The sequence below is a fragment of the Streptomyces sp. NPDC005423 genome (assembly GCF_040606415.1).
Classification (GTDB): domain Bacteria; phylum Actinomycetota; class Actinomycetes; order Streptomycetales; family Streptomycetaceae; genus Streptomyces.
Genome location: NZ_JBEXET010000015.1, coordinates 148,187 through 164,982, shown reverse-complemented (window position 1 = coordinate 164,982; position 16,796 = coordinate 148,187). Strand labels below are relative to the sequence as shown.

Annotated in this window: 15 protein-coding genes and 1 pseudogene; 5 read left to right on the top strand and 11 right to left on the bottom strand. The window is 71.2% G+C overall.

All coding sequences use genetic code 11. From position 1 onward, the window contains the following. Nucleotides 1-680: cbb3-type cytochrome c oxidase subunit I (locus tag ABZT12_RS18545; RefSeq protein WP_356385016.1), on the top strand; the 680-nt coding region annotated here is incomplete at its 5' end. 5 nt (nucleotides 681-685) lie between these two features. Beyond that, a complete protein-coding gene (locus tag ABZT12_RS18540) occupies nucleotides 686-1,027 on the top strand; it encodes a hypothetical protein (RefSeq protein ID WP_356385013.1) in 342 nt (113 codons plus the stop codon). Between the two features lie 66 nt (nucleotides 1,028-1,093). Here the strand turns inward: ABZT12_RS18540 and ABZT12_RS18535 are convergent, their stop codons facing one another. The 5 genes from ABZT12_RS18535 to ABZT12_RS18515 all read right to left on the bottom strand — a co-directional run bounded on the left by ABZT12_RS18535 (nucleotide 1,094) and on the right by ABZT12_RS18515 (nucleotide 7,375). Next, the gene (locus ABZT12_RS18535; protein ID WP_356385010.1) at nucleotides 1,094-3,055 is read right to left on the bottom strand and encodes an RICIN domain-containing protein; all 1,962 of its coding nucleotides are present in this window, start codon (nucleotides 3,053-3,055) and stop codon (nucleotides 1,094-1,096) included. 200 nt (nucleotides 3,056-3,255) lie between these two features. Beyond that, nucleotides 3,256-3,912, bottom strand: coding sequence for a TetR/AcrR family transcriptional regulator (locus ABZT12_RS18530; protein ID WP_356385007.1), 657 nt, complete (start codon nucleotides 3,910-3,912; stop codon nucleotides 3,256-3,258). A gap of 133 nt (nucleotides 3,913-4,045) precedes the next feature. Beyond that, nucleotides 4,046-5,902, bottom strand: a complete 1,857-nt coding sequence (locus tag ABZT12_RS18525; protein WP_356385005.1) for a cellulase family glycosylhydrolase — start codon at nucleotides 5,900-5,902, stop codon at nucleotides 4,046-4,048. Between the two features lie 83 nt (nucleotides 5,903-5,985). Then, on the bottom strand, nucleotides 5,986-6,489 hold the full coding sequence (locus ABZT12_RS18520; RefSeq protein WP_356385002.1) for a metallophosphoesterase: 504 nt from the start codon (nucleotides 6,487-6,489) through the stop codon (nucleotides 5,986-5,988). Nucleotides 6,490-6,559: 70 nt separating this feature from the next. Next, the gene (locus ABZT12_RS18515; protein ID WP_356384999.1) at nucleotides 6,560-7,375 is read right to left on the bottom strand and encodes an SAM-dependent methyltransferase; all 816 of its coding nucleotides are present in this window, start codon (nucleotides 7,373-7,375) and stop codon (nucleotides 6,560-6,562) included. Between the two features lie 180 nt (nucleotides 7,376-7,555). On the opposite strand from ABZT12_RS18515, the gene ABZT12_RS18510 reads away from it, so the two are divergent. The 3 genes and pseudogenes from ABZT12_RS18510 to ABZT12_RS18500 form a co-directional block, all read left to right on the top strand. After that, nucleotides 7,556-7,711, top strand: a complete 156-nt coding sequence (locus tag ABZT12_RS18510) for a hypothetical protein (RefSeq protein ID WP_356384996.1) — start codon at nucleotides 7,556-7,558, stop codon at nucleotides 7,709-7,711. Nucleotides 7,712-7,845: 134 nt separating this feature from the next. Next, nucleotides 7,846-9,801: a glycosyltransferase family A protein gene (locus tag ABZT12_RS18505; RefSeq protein ID WP_356384993.1), complete on the top strand. Its 1,956-nt coding sequence runs from the start codon at nucleotides 7,846-7,848 to the stop codon at nucleotides 9,799-9,801. Nucleotides 9,802-9,807: 6 nt separating this feature from the next. Continuing rightward, a pseudogene (locus tag ABZT12_RS18500) lies at nucleotides 9,808-9,999 on the top strand (dTDP-4-dehydrorhamnose 3,5-epimerase); the annotation flags it as partial. A gap of 91 nt (nucleotides 10,000-10,090) precedes the next feature. Here ABZT12_RS18500 and ABZT12_RS18495 read toward each other — a convergent pair. The 6 genes from ABZT12_RS18495 to ABZT12_RS18470 form a co-directional block, all read right to left on the bottom strand. Then, the gene (locus ABZT12_RS18495) at nucleotides 10,091-10,939 is read right to left on the bottom strand and encodes a hypothetical protein (RefSeq protein ID WP_356384991.1); all 849 of its coding nucleotides are present in this window, start codon (nucleotides 10,937-10,939) and stop codon (nucleotides 10,091-10,093) included. A gap of 25 nt (nucleotides 10,940-10,964) precedes the next feature. Continuing rightward, nucleotides 10,965-11,831, bottom strand: coding sequence for a dTDP-4-dehydrorhamnose reductase (gene rfbD / locus ABZT12_RS18490; protein WP_356384988.1), 867 nt, complete (start codon nucleotides 11,829-11,831; stop codon nucleotides 10,965-10,967). Beyond that, complete coding sequence (gene rfbB, locus ABZT12_RS18485; RefSeq protein WP_356384985.1) at nucleotides 11,831-12,802, bottom strand: dTDP-glucose 4,6-dehydratase; 972 nt, start codon at nucleotides 12,800-12,802, stop codon at nucleotides 11,831-11,833. The genes rfbD and rfbB overlap by 1 nt, the downstream gene beginning before the upstream one ends. Beyond that, nucleotides 12,799-13,866, bottom strand: a complete 1,068-nt coding sequence (locus ABZT12_RS18480; protein ID WP_356384982.1) for a glucose-1-phosphate thymidylyltransferase — start codon at nucleotides 13,864-13,866, stop codon at nucleotides 12,799-12,801. Before ABZT12_RS18480 ends, rfbB begins: the two co-directional genes overlap by 4 nt. Nucleotides 13,867-13,959: 93 nt before the next feature. Then, nucleotides 13,960-14,244: a hypothetical protein gene (locus tag ABZT12_RS18475; RefSeq protein ID WP_356384979.1), complete on the bottom strand. Its 285-nt coding sequence runs from the start codon at nucleotides 14,242-14,244 to the stop codon at nucleotides 13,960-13,962. A gap of 94 nt (nucleotides 14,245-14,338) precedes the next feature. Further along, entirely contained in the window at nucleotides 14,339-16,792 is a 2,454-nt protein-coding gene (locus ABZT12_RS18470) for a SpoIIE family protein phosphatase (RefSeq protein WP_356384976.1), read from the bottom strand. Nucleotides 16,793-16,796 lie beyond the last annotated feature (4 nt).

Genomic DNA, 16,796 nt, shown 5'->3' with positions numbered 1-16,796 from the left:
TCCCGACCGGCGTGAAGTTCTTCAACTGGATCGGCACCATGTGGAAGGGGTCACTGAGCTTCGAGACCCCCATGCTCTGGGCCACCGGCTTCCTGATCACCTTCGTGTTCGGGGGCCTGACCGGCGTCATGCTCGCCTCCCCGCCGCTCGACTTCGCGCTGTCGGACTCGTACTTCGTCATCGCCCACTTCCACTACGTGGTGTTCGGCACCGTCGTCTTCGCGATGTTCTCCGGTTTCCACTTCTGGTGGCCGAAGATGACCGGCAAGATGCTCGACGAGCGCCTCGGCAAGATCACCTTCTGGACGCTGTTCATCGGCTTCCACGGCACCTTCCTGGTCCAGCACTGGCTGGGCGTGAACGGTATGCAGCGCCGGATCCCCGACTACCTGGCCGTGGAGGGCCTGACCACCCTCAACACGGTGTCGACCATCTTCTCGTTCCTGCTGGGGAGTTCGATGCTCCCGTTCTTCTACAACGTGTGGAAGACGGCCAAGTACGGTGAGAAGGTCGAGGTCGACGACCCGTGGGGCTACGGCCGCTCCCTGGAGTGGGCCACCTCCTGCCCGCCGCCCCGCCACAACTTCCTCACGCTGCCCCGGATCCGCAGCGAATCCCCGGCGTTCGACCTGCACCACCCGCAGATGACGTCCGTCGAACGGGAGTTGACCGCCCCGTGACGGCGATGGGGGAACATCCCCTGGACACCGCCGAGTTCCTCAACGACGTCGAGGGGCATCTGCTGCTGGCGGCGGCCCGCCAGGAGGGCCGTGCGGTCGCCGCCCGTTTCGCGGCCCGGCTCGACTGGCTCACGGAGGGGGAACGCGAGGAGGTGGCACGGCAGTTCGCGACGGAGTACCTGGCACTGACCCGGCTGTCGTGGCAGCGCACGGCCGAACGGGGCAGGCAGCTGCGCGACGAGTACGAGCTGACGTACCGCCTGCTGCGTCAACGTCTGCTCGTCTGCTGCCTGTTGGGGTGTGCCGTGCTCGCGGCGACGGGTCTCGTCACGGTGTCGCTGCTCTGAGGTGCGGGGCCGCCGCCTCCCGCCGGCCGGGACGGCGGCGGGAGGCGGGTCGGGAGACGGACGCGGTTACGTCAGTGTCCACTTCTGGTTGTCGGCCGTGCCGCAGCTCCACAGGATCAGCTGGGTGCCGTTGGCCGTGGCCGCGCCGGACGCGTCCAGGCACAGGCCCGCGTTGACGTTGGTGAGGGTGCCGTCCGAACCGGCGGTCCACTTCTGGTTGTTCTGGCCGTTGCAGTCCCAGATGACGACCTTGGTGCCGTTGGTGGTGCCGTTGTCGTAGGCGTCCAGGCACTTGTCGCCGTACACGACGAGCTCCTTGCGGGAGGTGTACGTCCACGCCTGGTTCCGGCCGCCGTTGCAGTCCCACAGTTCGGCCTGGGTGCCGTTGGTGAGGGTGTTGTCGTAGATGTCGGCGCAGCGGCCGGACTGTTTGCCGACGACCAGGGAACCGTTGGTGCCGGGCAGTGGGGTGACGGTGATGGCGCCCAGTGCGGGGAGTGAACTGCCGGTGAGAGTAAGAGTGGTGGCGGAGCCCTTGGACAGGCCCGCCTGGACCGAGATCGTGGCCGGAGTCGAGCCGGTCGGCGGGAAGGAGACCGTCGTGGAGTTCTGGCCGTTGACCTGGAGGGTGCCGATGACGGCGGTCGAGCCGGTGTTGGTGTAGGCGATGTCGATGACGTCCAGGCCGGTGGCGGTCGCGCTGACGCCGGTGTACCTGCCCGTGGAGGTGGCGGAGTAGCTGGTGCTCGGCGCCTCGGTGCCGCCGCTGACCTTCAGGAACACGGACCCGCCGGCCGGCACGCTCGCCGTGTAACTCGTGCCGTAGGTACCGATGTTGGTGCGGGACCACAGGTCACGGACGGTGGCGGACGCCGTGGTCAGCCCGAGGTCGGACCAGCGGACGGTGATGTTCTGGGCGGAGGAGGTGCGGTTGAGGAGGGTCACCGCCCGGCTGCCGGTGCCCGACAGGACCTTGCCGTACACCTGGAGGCCGGTCGTGTCCTCGGCGACCTTCACTCCCTGGAGGCCGCGCGGGTCCTGGTCCACGGCGACGACCTCGGAGTTGGTGAGGATGCCGGTGGTCTCGGTGGTCAGGGTCGTCAGGTCGTTGCCGGCCAGCAGAGGGGCACCGGAGATCGCCCAGAGCGCCATGTGGGTGCGGTTCTGGGCGGCGGTGAGACCGGGCATGCCGACCATCAGCATGTCGGGGTCGTTGTAGTAGCCGGTGTGCTGGGCGGTCGGGTGCAGGCCCTGGTCGAAGTTGGACAGCATGTTCGTCGTGGACGGCGCGTTGCCGTAGTAGATGATGTCCGTGCTCGTCCGGTACATCGGGGCCAGGCCCGGGCCCCAGTTCCAGGGGTTCTGATCGCCCCAGTTGCAGACGGAGAGGGTGAGCGGGCGGCCGGTGGTGGCGGTGGCCTTGGTGACGGAGGCACTGATCGCCTTGTACGCCGTCGCCGCGTCGAGTCCCTCGGCGTCGCCGCCGCACCAGTCGACCTTCACGAAGTCGAAGCCCCACTGGGAGAACTTGAGCATGTCCTGGTCGTAGTGGCCCTCGCTGCCGGTGTTCGCGGCGGCGGGGCGGCCGGTCGGGTAGTAGTAGCCGCAGCCGTTCTTGCCCGCGTCCGTGTAGATGCCGGCCTTCAGTCCCTTGCTGTGGATGTAGTCGGCGATGGCGCTCATCCCGCCGGGCCACTCGGCGGTGTCGACGGTGATGTTGCCGGAGCTGTCGCGGCTGCCCTGCCACCAGCCCTCGTCGATGTTGATGTACTTGTATCCGGCCGCCGGCAGGCCCGCGGCGACGAACGCGTCGACCTGCCGCTTGATGACGCTGTAGTCGATCTTCGAGGCGAAGCTGTTCCAGGAGGCCCAGCCCATGGGGGCGGTGGGCACGGCTGTCTGCCGGGTCACCGAGGCGACGGGGGCCGCCCTGAGCGGGACGGCGGGGGGCGCGGGTCTGGTGACGAGCAACAGGGCGGCGGCTGCGGCGACCAGGGCGAGCACACGCAGCAGGGGGGTGCGGAACATGCGGCTCCTTTGTCGATATTTCGAACAAGGATCGGGTTACCGAACGTGACGGCGCGCTGAAACTAGGGCCGCCCGGACCCGAAGTCAACGGTTGTGACACCGGGGGCGTCCGCTCCGCCGCTCCCGGCGGCTTTGCGAAGGCACCCTCAACGCATCTGCTCTGCCCGGGAGTTGGCGCTGGCCGTCGGCGGACCGGTCCCCTACTCCGGGAGCCGGCCCGTCGGGCGCAGGATGCACAGGAGCTGGCGGACCAGTTCGTCGACCACCTCGTCCAGGGTGGCGTCCAGCCATCCGGCGCTCCAGTCGTGGAGCAGACCGTTGACGCTGCCGATGAACCCGGTCGCCGCGATCCGGTAGTCGCGGTGTGCCGCCTCCCCGCGTTCGGCGGCGGCCGACGCCTCGGCGCAGATCAGGTCGACCCAGCGGGAGCGGCGGGCCAGCCGCTGTTCCTCCAGGCGCGGGCTGACCCCGATGATCTCGACGAAGGTGATGCGGACGAGGCGCGGGTCGGCGGTGACGTGCGCGGCGTAGGCGCGGAAGATCGTGGTCGCGCGGTCGCCGAGTGGCAGGTCGCCCACGGCACCGAGCGCGGCCAGCACGGCTTCCTCGGCCCAGCCGTTGACCTGGAGGTGGAGGGCGGCCAGGACGTCCTCCAGGCCGCGGAACTCCTCGTAGAACTGGCGGGTGGAGAGTCCGGCGGCCTCGCTGAGGGCGGCGATGGTGGCGGCGCGGTAGCCGGGGGTGTCGCCGAAGAGCTGGAGCGCGGCGTCCAGGAAGCGCCGGCGGCGGTCGGCCTGCCGCTCCTCGGCGGACTTGCCGCCGTAGCGGCCCGTCGGCGCCCTGAGTCTGCCCGTCACTGCCGCTCGCCTCGCTCACACCCATGGAATCTGCCTGTCGTGTACACAGTCTCGCGGAGGGGGTGGGCCGGGGGCGAGTCAGGTATGCCTCAGTGGCGCCGGTCCCGGGCGGGGACCGGCGCCGTCCCGCCTTCTACGAGTGTGCGGCCGCCCAGGTGGCGAGTTCGGACTTGGCCGCGGTCAGCAGGGCCGCGGACGGGCTCGACGCGCCGTTGGTGATCAGGGCGTAGTGCAGGGTCCCGGAGCCGGTGGCGGTGAGCAGGAGACGGTGGCTGCCGGTGCCGCCGGGTTCGGCCGCGTAGCCGATCGGGGTGGACGCTGTGTAGCCCGGGAGACCCGAGACGGCGGCCAGGTCGGAGACGACGGTGGTGGACGCCGCGGGGAAGGACGCCGGGAGGTGGAGTTCCGTCGGGGCGGTGGAGGTGCCGGAGCGCCACATGAGCAGGGCGTACTGGCCGGAGCCGGCCAACTGGGCGGTGTTGGGCAGCGTGCTGGGGACCGGGTTCCAGGTCAGGGTCGTCGAGCCGTCACGGGACCGGTCCTCGTAGGTGAAGGCGACCGTCGTGCCGGCGGTCGCGCTGGGGTAGACGCGGTCGAGGAGGCGGGCGTCCTGACGGAGTGTGACGGTGCCCGAGTCGCTGAGGTTCACGGCGGAGAGGTCCTCGTCGTTCCAGCCGTCGCCGGAGGTGACGACCTTGCTCGCGTTGTCGTTCATCAGCTCGTGGTGACGGCCGTTGTAGATGTCCCACTGCCACTGGTCGCCGGAGAGGACAGGACCGGAGCCGCTCGGGTTCGACCACCAACTCGCGCCCGGCAGACGGGAGTCGAGGGCCTGGTACATCGCCTTGAGGACGGTCGGCGCCTTGCCCGCCACGGTGCCCGACAGCGGATGGCCGAACTCGCTGACGACGGCCGCGGTGCCGGCCGCGGAGGCCCGGTCACGGACGGTGCCGAAGTCGGTCGCGTACTGGCCGTCGGCCGCGTTGCCCCACATCAGGACGCCGGAGATGGCCTTCTGGTCGTAGAAGTGGGTGTTGAAGACATAGCGCGGGCCGAGGGTGCCGGCGTCGAGCAGGCCGCCCACCTGTTGCTGGCTGGAGATGTTGGAGTTCCAGAAGAGGTTCGGTTCGACGAAGGCCGGCTTGGTCTGCCAGCCCGCCGCGTCCATCCGGGCGCGGAACTTGACGTAGAAGGGCCACAGTAGGTTCTGCTCCCACGTGCGGCTGGTCTGGCCGGAGTCGTAACTGCCCGCGAACGGCTCGTTGTACGGGTCGAAGCCGACGACGCCGGCGAACTCCTCAGCGGTCAAGTTCTGTTGGACGTACGTCATGGTCGACTGGGCGGTGCTGAGGAAGGCGTCCTGGAGGCCGTAGGTGTTGTGCCAGAAGTCGTACTGCGCCTTCTGCACGGCCGTGTTCTGGGTGATGTTCTGCCCCCAGAAGAGGCAGATCCCGCACGACTCCTGAGGGTAACTTCCGGCTGTCACGGCCCACTTGGGGGCGCCGTCGCCGGTGTACCAGCTGCCCGAGTTGAAGAGGTAGCGGGAGTAGAGGTCCTGGTGGAAGTCGGGGTAGACCCGGATTCCGGCGTCGAGGAAGACCCGCAGCTGGTCGGTGACGGCGGCCAGATACGTGGTGTCGACCTGGCCGCGTACGGGCTCCGCGTGGGCCCAGGAGAGCAGGAAGCGGACCGAGTTGCCGCCGCCGAGGGCGCGTAGCGCGGTCGCGGACTTCTTGGCGTCGGCGACCGAGGCGAAGGGGAGACCGCTCTTCTCCTCCAGCTTGGTCTCACCGGAGACGTTGTAGCCGCGCAGCACGACCTGACGGCCGTAGCCGTCGACGAAACCGCCGTTCTGCACGGTGAGCGGCGAACCGTCGAACCAGAGGGAGTCGGATGGGGTGGCCGCGGTGGCGGGTGAGGCGCCCACCACGGACAGGAACCCGGAGAGGAGGACCAGGACAACGACGAGACGCGTCCGGATATTCGGCATGTCCACTACAATCCGGTGGGTTCAGGACACTGTCAACACTCCTGACTCATCGGTAAGTTACCGCGGGCTCGGGGGCGTCCCGGTCAGCTCCGGGGCGGCAGCCGGTGCAGCTCGACGTCGGTGAGCTCCCCGTGCGCGACCGTCGCCGTCATGTACGTGCAGTGCGGCTGGCCGCGGCGGTCGGTCGGCGACCCCGGGTTCAGCAGGCGCAGACCGGTGGCCGCGGTGGTGTCCCAGGGGATGTGACTGTGGCCGAAGACCAGCACGTCCAGGCCGGGGAAGCGGGCGGCGCAGCGCGCCTCGCGGCCCTGCGCGGCGCCCGTCTCGTGGACGACGCCGAACCGCAGACCGCCCAGTTCCGCGTACGCCACCTCGGGCAGCCGGGCACGCAGGCCGGGGCCGTCGTTGTTGCCGTACACCCCGACGAGCCGGCGGGCGCGGCCCTCCAGCAGATCGAGGGTGGCGGAGTCGACCCAGTCACCGGCGTGCAGGACCACGTCCGCGCGCGGGAGTTGGGCCAGGAGCGGGGCGGGCAGCTCCCTGGCGCGCTTGGGCAGATGGGTGTCGGACAGCAGCAGCAGACGCACCCGCCCAGCCTAGGGGCAGGGCGGAGCCGGCGCGCGCGCCCGGACGCGGTCAGCGGTCAGCGGTCAGCGGTCAGTGCTTGACGCCGACGCCGCACCACATGGGGAGCGGACCGGCGGCCGGGACGTCCTCGGGATCCGGGCGCCAGGCCGGCAGCTGGACGACGCCCGGGTCGAGCAGCTCGCTGCCGTCGAAGAAGCGGGTGACCTCGGCGTGCGGACGCGGGGTGGCTCCCGCGTGATCGGCGGCGCGTTCGTTGTAGACGCGCATCGACTCCGCGACCTCCTCGGCCCCGATGTCGGCGGCCGGGTGGGAGAGGACGAGGTGGCTGCCGGGGGCGAGCGCGTCCAGCAGGCGGCGGGCGATGGCGTGCGGGTCGTCGCGGTCGGGCACGTACTGGAGGATCGCGACGAGCATGAGACCCACCGGCTGGGACAGGTCCAGCGTCCGTGCCGCAGCGGTGAGGATCCGGTCCACGTCGCGCAGGTCGGCCTCCAGGTAGTCCGTCGCCCCGTCCGGGGTGCTGACCAGGAGGGCGCGGGCGTGCGCCAGGACGATCGGGTCGTTGTCGACGTAGACGACGCGCGCCCCGGGGTCGAGGCGCTGGGCGACCTCGTGGGTGTTGTCCGCCGCCGGGATGCCGGTGCCGATGTCGAGGAACTGGCGGATCCCGGCCTTGGTGCTCAGTTCGCGGACGGCCCGGCCCAGGAAGGCGCGGTTGGCGCGGACGGCGGGCACGATCTCGGGGTTGGCGACGGAGGCGAGCTCGGCCGCCTCCTGGTCGGCGGGGTAGTTGTCCTTGCCGCCGAGCCAGGCGTTGTAGACGCGCGCGGGGTGTGCCTGGGAGGAGTTGATGGGGGCCATTCCGCCCGCCGGACGCTCGTTCATGGGACCGCTCTCCAGGTGCCGGCGTTCGTCTATCGGCGCACACAGTAGCCCACCCGGCCAGCCAACTGGAGCGCCGGGGAGCCCAGTTGAGAGCCGTGACGGGCCTCGCCGGCGAGCCGCGGGCGGGACTGTCCGGTCCCGCTGGACAGTCCCGCCCGGCCACTGCCCGCGGTGGGCGGCGTGGACCACCGGATCACCGCGGCGCCCGCGGCCGTCTCGGCTCCGCCGCTCGCGCCGCGCGCGCTCCGCGGGTGGTGTCCACGGCCGGCCGCGGCGCTCACCGCCGGACTCCTCGGACGCCTCGAACTCCTCGCCCGCACGCACCGCGCCGAGTGATCACCGGGTGGTTCGGGAGGGGATCTCCCGAACACAGACCCAACGGGCGACATCCCCACAGACCGGGTTAGCATCGGGCCACCGCGCCGTTCCACAGTGGACACGGAACGCGATCCAAGGGGGCTAGCTGCCGGATGTCGGTCAAAGTCAGTGTCGTCGTGCCCGTGTACAACCCGGGTCCGTACATCGAGGAGTGTGTCTCCTCGCTGTTGAGACAGTCACTGCCTGCCGAGGAGTTCGAGGCGATCTTCGTCGACGACGGCTCCACCGACGGAACCCCCGCCCGGCTCGACGAACTGGCCGCGCTCCACCCCCACCTGCACGTCATCCACCAGGAGCCCTCGGGCTGGTCGGGCAAGCCCCGGAACGTCGGCATCGCCGCCGCCCAGGGCGAGTTCGTCATGTTCGTCGACAACGACGACTACCTCGGCGACGAGGCCCTGGAGCGGATGTACGACTACGGCGTGGCGAACGGCGCCGACGTGATCGTGGGGAAGATGGCCGGCAAGGGCCGGGCGGTGCCGGTGGAGCTGTTCCGCCGGAACCGTCCGCGCGCGAGCGTCGAGAACGCGCCGCTGATCGACAGCCTCACCCCGCACAAGATGCTCCGCCGCGCCTTCCTCGACCGCATCGGGCTGCGCTTCCCCGAGGGCCGGCGGCGCCTGGAGGACCACGTCTTCGTGACGGAGGCGTACCTGCGGGCGGAGAACGTGTCCGTGCTCGCCGACTACGTCTGCTACTACCACATCAAGCGGGACGACGCCGCCAACGCGGGCTTCCAGCGCTTCGACCCGGTCGGCTACTTCGGGAACCTGCGCGAGGCCCTCGACGTCGTCGAGAAGTACACCGAACCGGGCCCGGTGCGGGACCGGCTCTTCCGCCGCTGGCTGCGGGTGGAGATGGTCGAGCGGATGGGCGGCCGACGGCTGCTCGCGGCGCCGGAGGAGTACCGGCGCGCGCTGCTCGCGGAGATGCGCCAGGTCATGGCCGAGCGCTTCGGCCCCGGCGTCGCGGCCGGGCTCCCGCCGCGCCAGCGGGTCATCGCGGCCCTGATGGCGGCCGACCGCTACGACGACCTCGTGGCCCTCGCCGAGTGGGACGTCGCGGTCAGGCCGCGCGCGATCCCGACCGCGGACCCCGACTGGCACGACGGCGCGCTGCGGCTCGGTTTCACCGTCCAGCTCACCGGCGGGGCCGGCGACCCGATGGTGTTCCCCGCCGACGGCGCCTCCGCCGCCGGACAGAGCGCGCCCGAGGACCTGGCGGCCGCCAAGGAGTGGCTGACCGCCGACGCCCGCGCCACCTTCGGCAGGGCCACCGCCGACCTGGTCCTGCGCGAACGCACCAGCGCCGCCTCGCACTTCCAGCCCGTCGAGGTCACCCACGAGCGGGTGCCGGCCGGGGACGGCGCCGTCCGTCTGGTGCTGCGGGTCGCCGCCACGGTCGACGCCGCCACCGCGGCCGGCGCGGGCCCGCTGGGCAGCGGCATCTGGGATGCCCACGTCCGGGTCACCATCGGCGGCTGGACCAAGGAGTGCCGGCTCGGCCCGGTCCCGCGCGCGGGCGCCAACGCCGGGCACGCCGGTGTCGTCGACGGCCATGTGGTCCTGCCGTACTGGACCGCGCCGCACGGCAACTTCTCCCTCGACATCGACCGGGCGGGCAAGCGCCTCGGACTCGGCGGTCTCCAGCCCGGGGACGTGAGCGTCACGGACGGCCGGCTGAGCACGACGCTGCCGTTCCATGTCCCCGCCGCCACCGACGTACTGCTGCGGCTGACCGCCAAAGCGTCCGGTACGGCCCTGGACGTGCCCGGCACGCTCAGCCCCGGGGACGCCTCCGGGGCCCGGCTGGAGGCCCAACTCCCCCTGGCCGCAATGGAGAAGACGGCCCGGCGGGTCACCCTGTGCCTCGCCCCGGCCGCCCCCGAGCCACGCTTCCTCGCCCTCCCGGTCACCCTGACCGCGGGCGCCGGAGGCGTCCGGGTGAGGGGCGCCGAGTCCGCCGCACCCCGGCTCGGTTTCCTACGACGGGCCGTGCGCGGACTGCGCCGGGCCCTCCGCGCGCGCCGGCGCGGCACCGCATCCTGACGCCGGCGGGAGCACGGCATCCACCCGCTCGACCCCGCGCTCGGCATCACCTGGCCCGACGGCATCGAGCCGGTGCTGTCCGAGAAGGACGCCGAGGCGCCCTCACTGGCCGAGGCGGAGCGCTCAGGCCTGCTGCCGTCCTACCCCGACTGCGCGGCGTACTCCACGCTCCTGCGCGAGCGGCGGCTCGACGGCTGAACGGCTGACGCGAAGACGCTCCGGCGTACGCCGGACAGACCACGGCCCTCTCCGGATGTTCCGGAGAGGGCCGTGGTCCGGTGCGGAGTCGCTACGCCGTGCTCGCCGGCGAGGTGTTGTAGCGGGCCTTGAGCGCCTGCCTCTTGTTGCTGCCCTCCGCGTTCACGCCCTTCTCGATGATCACGAGATTGTGGAAGAAGTGCACGGAGCGGATGTTGCGGTCGAAGTACGTGGGCTCGTAGTCGTCGTCGACGAACTCCTCGTAGTTGAGGCCGTCCGTCAGCCGCTTGAGCAGGCCCATGCTGGTGTCCGGGGAATCGAGGTCCTCGCTGCCCATCCACTCGGGCCAGTACGAGGACTGGGTGTCCTCGACCGCGTAGATCCCGCCGTCGGTGAGCAGCGGGAAGAGCGTGTGGAACGTGGTGACGACGTGCGGGCTGCGGTGGCTCCCGTCGTCGATGATCACGTCGAGCCGGCCGATCTTCTCCTGGATGGCGAGCAGCGACTCGGGGTCGGACTGGTCGCCCACGAAGGTCGTGATCCGGTCCTCGTCGACGAACGACTTGTCCTGGATGTCCATGCCGAAGATCTGCGCACGAGGGAAGAAGTGCTTCCACATCCGCAGCGACGCGCCACCCTGACCGGCCCGGTTGTAGCCGCCGATGCCGATCTCCAGCAGGTTGAACTCCTCGTCCTTGAGGTGCTGGAGATAGCGCTGGTAGTGCTGCGCGTACTTGTGCGTGCCCCACTTGTCGGTCTTGAAGTGCGTGGCCAGCTTGCACAGGTCGTCGGAGATCGCGGCGACGCCCGTGGGCTTCTTGGGCGCGGGCGGCGCCGGACGGCGACCGGCCGTCCGCTGTTTGATCCTACGCAGTGCCTGCCAACCCCGTTCGCCCACAACCGGTTTGACGATCCTCTTCACGACCGACTGGATCGACATGCTCGAAAATCTCCCTCGACGACGGTTACACCAGGGACGGGAAAGCCTCTGTCAACACTTCCCGCCAGTCCCGCAGCGGTTGCAGTCCCGCTTCCTTCCACCTGTCATGTCCGAGGACGCTGTACGCGGGGCGCGGTGCCGGCCTCACGAACGCCTCGCTGGTGGTGGGACGCACCCGCTCCGGATCGGCGCCGACGAGCCGGAACACCTCACGGGCCAGCTCGAACCAGGTCGCCTCACCGGAACTGGTGGCGTGGAAGATACCGTGCGCACCCTCCTCCGCGCAGAGCTTTGCGCCGAGAAACGCGATCTGTTCGGCCACCTTCGCGGTCCAGGTGGGCTGGCCCCGCTGGTCGTCGACGACGTCGAGCGTGTCGCGCCGTGCTTCCAGGTCGATCATCGTGCGGACGAAGTTGCCGCCGTGGGCTCCGTAGAGCCAGGCCGTGCGCACCACCGCGCTCGCGCCGGGCAGTTCGGCCAGGACCGCCCGCTCCCCCGCCAGCTTGGTCCGGCCGTACGCGGTGCGCGGTGCGGTGGGGTGGTCCTCGGGGTACGGCGCGGAGCGGGCCTCGCCGTCGAAGACGTAGTCGGTGGAGACGTGGATGAGGCGCGCGCCGTGGTCGGCGCAGGCGCGGGCGAGGTGCCGGGGCCCCTCGCCGTTGATCGCGAGCGCGCGTGCCTCGTCGGTCTCGGCGTCGTCGACGGCCGTGTACGCGGCGCAGTTGACCACCACGTCGGGCCGGTGCTCCTCGACCGCGGCTCGCACGCCCTCGGGCCGGGTGATGTCGAGCGCGGTCCGGTCGAGGCCGGTGGCCGGCGCACCGCGCCGGGCCAGTTCCGCCAGCATGTCCTGGCCGAGCATGCCGCCGGCGCCGGTGACCAGCCACCTCATCAGGCGCGCTCCGTCCGGGCCTTGAGCGGCTCCCACCAGGCCCTGTTCTCCCGGTACCAGGCGACGGTGTCGGCGAGACCGGTGGTGAAGTCGTGCCGCGGTGTGTAGCCCAGTTCGTCGCGGATCTTGCTCCAGTCGACCGAGTAGCGCAGGTCGTGGCCCTTGCGGTCCTCGACGTGCTCGACCCGGTCCCAGCCCGCGCCGCAGGCTTCCAGGAGCAGACCGGTGAGTTCCCTGTTGCTGAGTTCGGTGCCGCCGCCGATGTTGTAGACCTCGCCGGGGCGGCCCCCGGTGCGGACGAGTTCGATGCCCTGGCAGTGGTCCTCGACGTGCAGCCAGTCGCGGACGTTGAGGCCCTCGCCGTAGAGCGGGACCTTCCGGCCGTCGAGGAGGTTGCTGACGAAGAGCGGGATGACCTTCTCGGGGAACTGGTGCGGGCCGTAGTTGTTGGAGCAGCGGGTGACGCGGACGTCCAGGCCGTGGGTGCGGTGGTAGGCCAGGGCCAGCAGGTCGGAGGAGGCCTTCGACGCGGAGTAGGGCGAGTTGGGCGCCAGCGGGTGCTCCTCGGGCCAGGAGCCGGACTCGATGGAGCCGTACACCTCGTCCGTGGAGATGTGCACGAACGGCACGCGGTAGCGCAGGGCCGCGTCGAGCAGGGTCTGGGTGCCCACCACGTTGGTGCGGACGAAGTCGGCGGCGCCGTTGATCGAGCGGTCCACGTGGGACTCGGCCGCGAAGTGCACGACCTGGTCCGCGCCGGCCATCAGCTTGTCGACCAGTTCGGCGTCACAGATGTCGCCCTGCACGAACTCCAGCCGGGGATGGCCGAGTTCGAGGTTGTCGAGGGTGCCGGCGTAGGTGAGCTTGTCCAGCACCGTGATGCGCGGGGCGTCCGGCGCTTCGGAGGCGAGGAGCATGCGGACGTACGTGGAACCGATGAATCCGGCGGCGCCGGTGACGAGGAGATTCATGAACGGATCTGCACCTTGCTGTGGTCTCCGAGAACGAGTCGGTGGGCGCTGGGTACCCCCGGGGCGGGGGTCACTTCGACGTGCCTGCCGATCAGCGAGGACTCGATCCGGCCCACCCCGTCGATGGACGAGTCCCGCAGCACGATGGAGAACTCCAGTTCACTGTCGCTGATCCGGCAGTTCTCCGCGACCGAGGTGAACGGGCCCACGTAGGAGTCGCTCACCACGGTTCCGGCACCGATGACGACCGGGCCGACGATGCGCGAGTTCGTTATCCGCGCGCCCTCCTCGATCACCACGCGCCCGATGGTCTCGGACGCCTCGTCGACGGTGCCGTCGATCCGCCGGTCCATGCCTTCCAGGACGGTCCGGTTGACCTCCAGCATGTCGACGACGTTGCCGGTGTCCTTCCAGTAGCCGTGGATGACGGTGGAGCGCACGTCGGCGCCGTCGTCGATCAGCTGCTGGATGGCGTGGGTGATCTCCAGTTCGCCGCGCCAGGACGGCTTGATCACCCGGACCGCGTCGTGGATCGCCGGGGTGAACAGGTAGACGCCGACGAGGGCGAGGTCGCTCTTGGGGTGCTCGGGCTTCTCCTCCAGGCCGACGACCTGGCCGGAGGGGTCGAGTTCGGCGACGCCGAAGGAGCGGGGGTCGGGCACGTGGGTGAGGAGGATCTGCGCGTCCGGCCGGCTCTCGCGGAATCCCTCGACGAGGCCGGTGATGCCGCCGACGATGAAGTTGTCGCCGAGATACATGACGAAGTCGTCGTCGCCGAGGTACTCCCGGGCGATGAGGACGGCGTGGGCGAGTCCGAGCGGCCGGTCCTGCGGGATGTAGGTGATCCGCAGACCGAACTTGGAACCGTCGCCCACCGCCTCCTCGATCTCCGCGGCCGTGTCACCGACGATCATCCCGACCTCGGTGATACCGGCGTCGGCCAGTGATTCGAGTCCGTAGAAGAGGACCGCCTTGTTGGCGACCGGGACCAGTTGTTTGGCGGACGTGTGGGTGATCGGCCGCAGGCGGGACCCGGTGCCGCCGGAGAGAACGAGAGCCTTCATCGCTTCACCTTAGCGTCATCGATGGTTGCTCATCGTTTCTGCTCTTAAGCGTTTATTACGACTGGCCGATGAAAAGAACGGGCATGGCGTGGCTTAACCGCCTTCCGGCCCGGGGTCTCCGTCCGCCACCCGGCGTACTTCCGCCTCCACGTCCGTCCGGGTGAGGCCCTGCTCCTTGGCGTACTCCTCGGCCGTCGCCTGGAGGTCTCTCGCGAGGTCGCGCCAGGCCCGCCAGGCGGTCTCGTAGGTGTCGGTCTGGGTATCGGTCCAGGCTTCGTGCGCGGGGGCGCCGAGGGCTTCGCGCATCTCGCGGACCCGGGTCTGCGCCTGGTCGGCGGCGCGCTGCTTCTCGACGAGTTCCCCGAAGGTGTGTGCCATAGCCACGGACCCAACCACGGCGGATGGACGTGCCCACTCCGACCTGCCGTGACGCCTCCCGCTCCACACCCGAGTGGCGGTTCACACCCTCTTCTCACCCGTCGAGGTCGAGTTCGGCCCACACCTGCTTGCCGCCGCTCACCGGAACGGTGCCCCACGCCGCGGAGACGGCCTCCACCAGGAGGATCCCCCGGCCGCCGGTGGCCTCCCAGCCGATACTGGTCGGCTTGGCCGGGGTGCGCGGCGAACTGTCGGCGACGGCGACCCGGAACCTGCGGTGGACGAGGGTCAGGTCGAGCCGGACCTGGCCGACGGTGTGCACCAGGGCGTTGGTGACGAGTTCGGAGACGACGAGCAGGACGCTGTCGGTCTCCTCGGTGACGCCCCAGGCGCGCAGGGTGCGCCGGGTGAAGCGGCGGGCGTGCCGGGCCGCCTCGGGGACCCGCCACACCGTCCAGCTCTCCCGCAGCGGGCGGGTCGCCAGGCCGTCGTAGCGCAGCAGGAGCAGGGCGATGTCGTCGTCGCGGCCGGCACCCGCGAGCAGGGCGTCGACGACGTGTCCCAGGTGGGCGGAGTCGGCGGCGGACAGGCCGCGGGCGAGGCGGTCCATGCCCTCGTCGATGTCGGCGTCCCGCGTCTCCACCAGGCCGTCCGTGGTCAGCGCGAGCACCGCGCCGGGCTGCAGCCGGATCGGGCTCATCGGGAAGTCGGCCCGCAGCACGACACCGAGCGGCGGCCCGCCCTCCGCCCACAGGACCTCCGTTCGGCCGTCCGGGTGACGCAGCACCGGTGGCGGATGGCCGGCCCGGACGTACCAGGCGGAACCCTCCTCCATGTCGACGTCGACGTAGCAGCAGGTGGCGAAGAGGTCGGACTCCAGGTCCATGAGGAGCCGGTTGGCGTGCGAGACGACCACGTCCGGGGGGTGGCCCTCGACGGCGTAGGCGCGCAGGGCGGTGCGCATCTGGCCCATGAGGGTGGCGGCGCCGGCGTTGTGGCCCTGGACGTCGCCGATGACGAGGGCGACGTGGTTGTCGGGCAGCGGGATGACGTCGTACCAGTCGCCGCCGAGCTCCAGGGCCGAGGTGGTCGGCAGATAGCGGGCGACGGCGACCCCGCCGGGCAGCCGGGGCAGCCGGCGGGGCAGCAGGGTGCGCTGGAGCATGCCGATGAGCTCGTGTTCGGCGTCGAAGGCGTGGGCGCGGGTGAGGGCCTGTCCGGCGAGGTTCGCTGAGGCGGTGAGCAGGGCGCGCTCGTCGGGTCCGAAGTCGTGCGGGGTGTCCCAGCCGATCAGGCAGGCGCCCGCCGTCCGGCCGCCCGCGCTCAGCGGCAGTACGGCGAGGCCGCCGGGCCCGACCTCCGCGAGCGCGGGTTCGAGGGCCGTTCCGGCGGGCCAGATCGCGGCCCGGCCGTCGCGCAGGGCGGCGGCGAGGGTGGGCATCGCGCGGACGGGCGCGTCGGGCCATTCGGCGCGCCACTCCTGGCGCCACAGTTCGGGCCAGGCCTCGGGGGCGGGCGGGTCGAGGACGGTGACGACGAGCCGTTCGCCCTCCAGTCCGGCTAGCGCGATCCGGTCGGCCCGCAGCGGTTCGCGCAGCGCGGAGACGACGGCCTGGCTGACGTCCCGTACGGTGCCCGCCATCGCCAGGGCGGCGGCGAGCCGCTGGACGCGGGCCACGTCGTTGACCCCGGAGCGCAGGGTGGAGGCGTCGCCGACCGTGCCGACGAGCCGGGCGGGCCGGCCGTCGCCGCCGGGCAGCAGCCGGCCGCGCAGCCGGAGCCACCGGGGCGCCCCCGACGGCCGCAGGACCCGGAACTCCAGTTCGCGGTCGCCGATCGACATGTGGTCGGCCTCGACCACCGACATCAGGGAGGGCAGGTCGTCCGGGACGGTCAGGCCGAGGAGGGTCTCGACCTTGCCGTCGAAGGTGCCGGGCCGCAGTCCGAAGAGTTCCAGGACGTCGTCGCCGGCCTCGACCCGCCCGCTGTCCATGGCGAGGCTGAACGCGCCCGAGGGGAGCTCCCCGCCCTCCGGCGCCTCGGCCGGCACGGGAAAGGCGACCGCCTCGGCGACCAGCGCGAGACAGGCTCGGTCCCCGGTGCCGAAACCGCCGGGCCGCTCGCTCACGACCAGCAGGGAGCCGCCCGCTCCCCGCCCCGGTACGGGCAGGGCGGCCAGGTGGAAGTCCCTGGTGGGCATCCGCCGGGAGTCGGCGCTGCCGGCGAGTTCCGCGGGGCCGAGCCAGACCGCCCGCCCGGTGCGCTGGGCGTCGGCGACCGGGGAACCGCCGGCGGCGGGATAGCTGTCCCGGAGCCCGTACAGCGTCCGTGGCACGCCCGCCGACTCGATCAGGCAGAGCACGTCGGCGTTGTCGCCCGGCCGGTAGACGCCCGCGAAGGCGGCGCCCGCGAAGACCAGCGCGTGTTCCAGCACGCGGCGCAGCCGTTCGCGCGCGTCGAGGTCGGCCGCGAGTGTCTTCAGGGCGAGTTCGGCTCGCGGCGCAGCGCCTCCGCGTCCCGCAACGCCCTCACTGGCCACGTCCGTCATTACA

Excerpts from the sequence above, each read along its gene's own strand:
- ABZT12_RS18540 (WP_356385013.1), top strand. The coding sequence starts at position 686 with ATGGGGGAACATCCCCTGGACACCGCCGAGTTCCTCAACGACGTCGAG.
- ABZT12_RS18505 (WP_356384993.1), top strand. The coding sequence starts at position 7,846 with ATGTCGGTCAAAGTCAGTGTCGTCGTGCCCGTGTACAACCCGGGTCCG.
- ABZT12_RS18475 (WP_356384979.1), bottom strand. The coding sequence starts at position 14,244 with ATGGCACACACCTTCGGGGAACTCGTCGAGAAGCAGCGCGCCGCCGAC.
- ABZT12_RS18515 (WP_356384999.1), bottom strand. The coding sequence starts at position 7,375 with ATGAACGAGCGTCCGGCGGGCGGAATGGCCCCCATCAACTCCTCCCAG.
- ABZT12_RS18480 (WP_356384982.1), bottom strand. The coding sequence starts at position 13,866 with ATGAAGGCTCTCGTTCTCTCCGGCGGCACCGGGTCCCGCCTGCGGCCG.
- rfbD (WP_356384988.1), bottom strand. The coding sequence starts at position 11,831 with ATGAGGTGGCTGGTCACCGGCGCCGGCGGCATGCTCGGCCAGGACATG.
- ABZT12_RS18525 (WP_356385005.1), bottom strand. The coding sequence starts at position 5,902 with ATGCCGAATATCCGGACGCGTCTCGTCGTTGTCCTGGTCCTCCTCTCC.
- ABZT12_RS18495 (WP_356384991.1), bottom strand. The coding sequence starts at position 10,939 with ATGTCGATCCAGTCGGTCGTGAAGAGGATCGTCAAACCGGTTGTGGGC.
- ABZT12_RS18470 (WP_356384976.1), bottom strand. The coding sequence starts at position 16,792 with ATGACGGACGTGGCCAGTGAGGGCGTTGCGGGACGCGGAGGCGCTGCG.
- ABZT12_RS18535 (WP_356385010.1), bottom strand. The coding sequence starts at position 3,055 with ATGTTCCGCACCCCCCTGCTGCGTGTGCTCGCCCTGGTCGCCGCAGCC.
- rfbB (WP_356384985.1), bottom strand. The coding sequence starts at position 12,802 with ATGAATCTCCTCGTCACCGGCGCCGCCGGATTCATCGGTTCCACGTAC.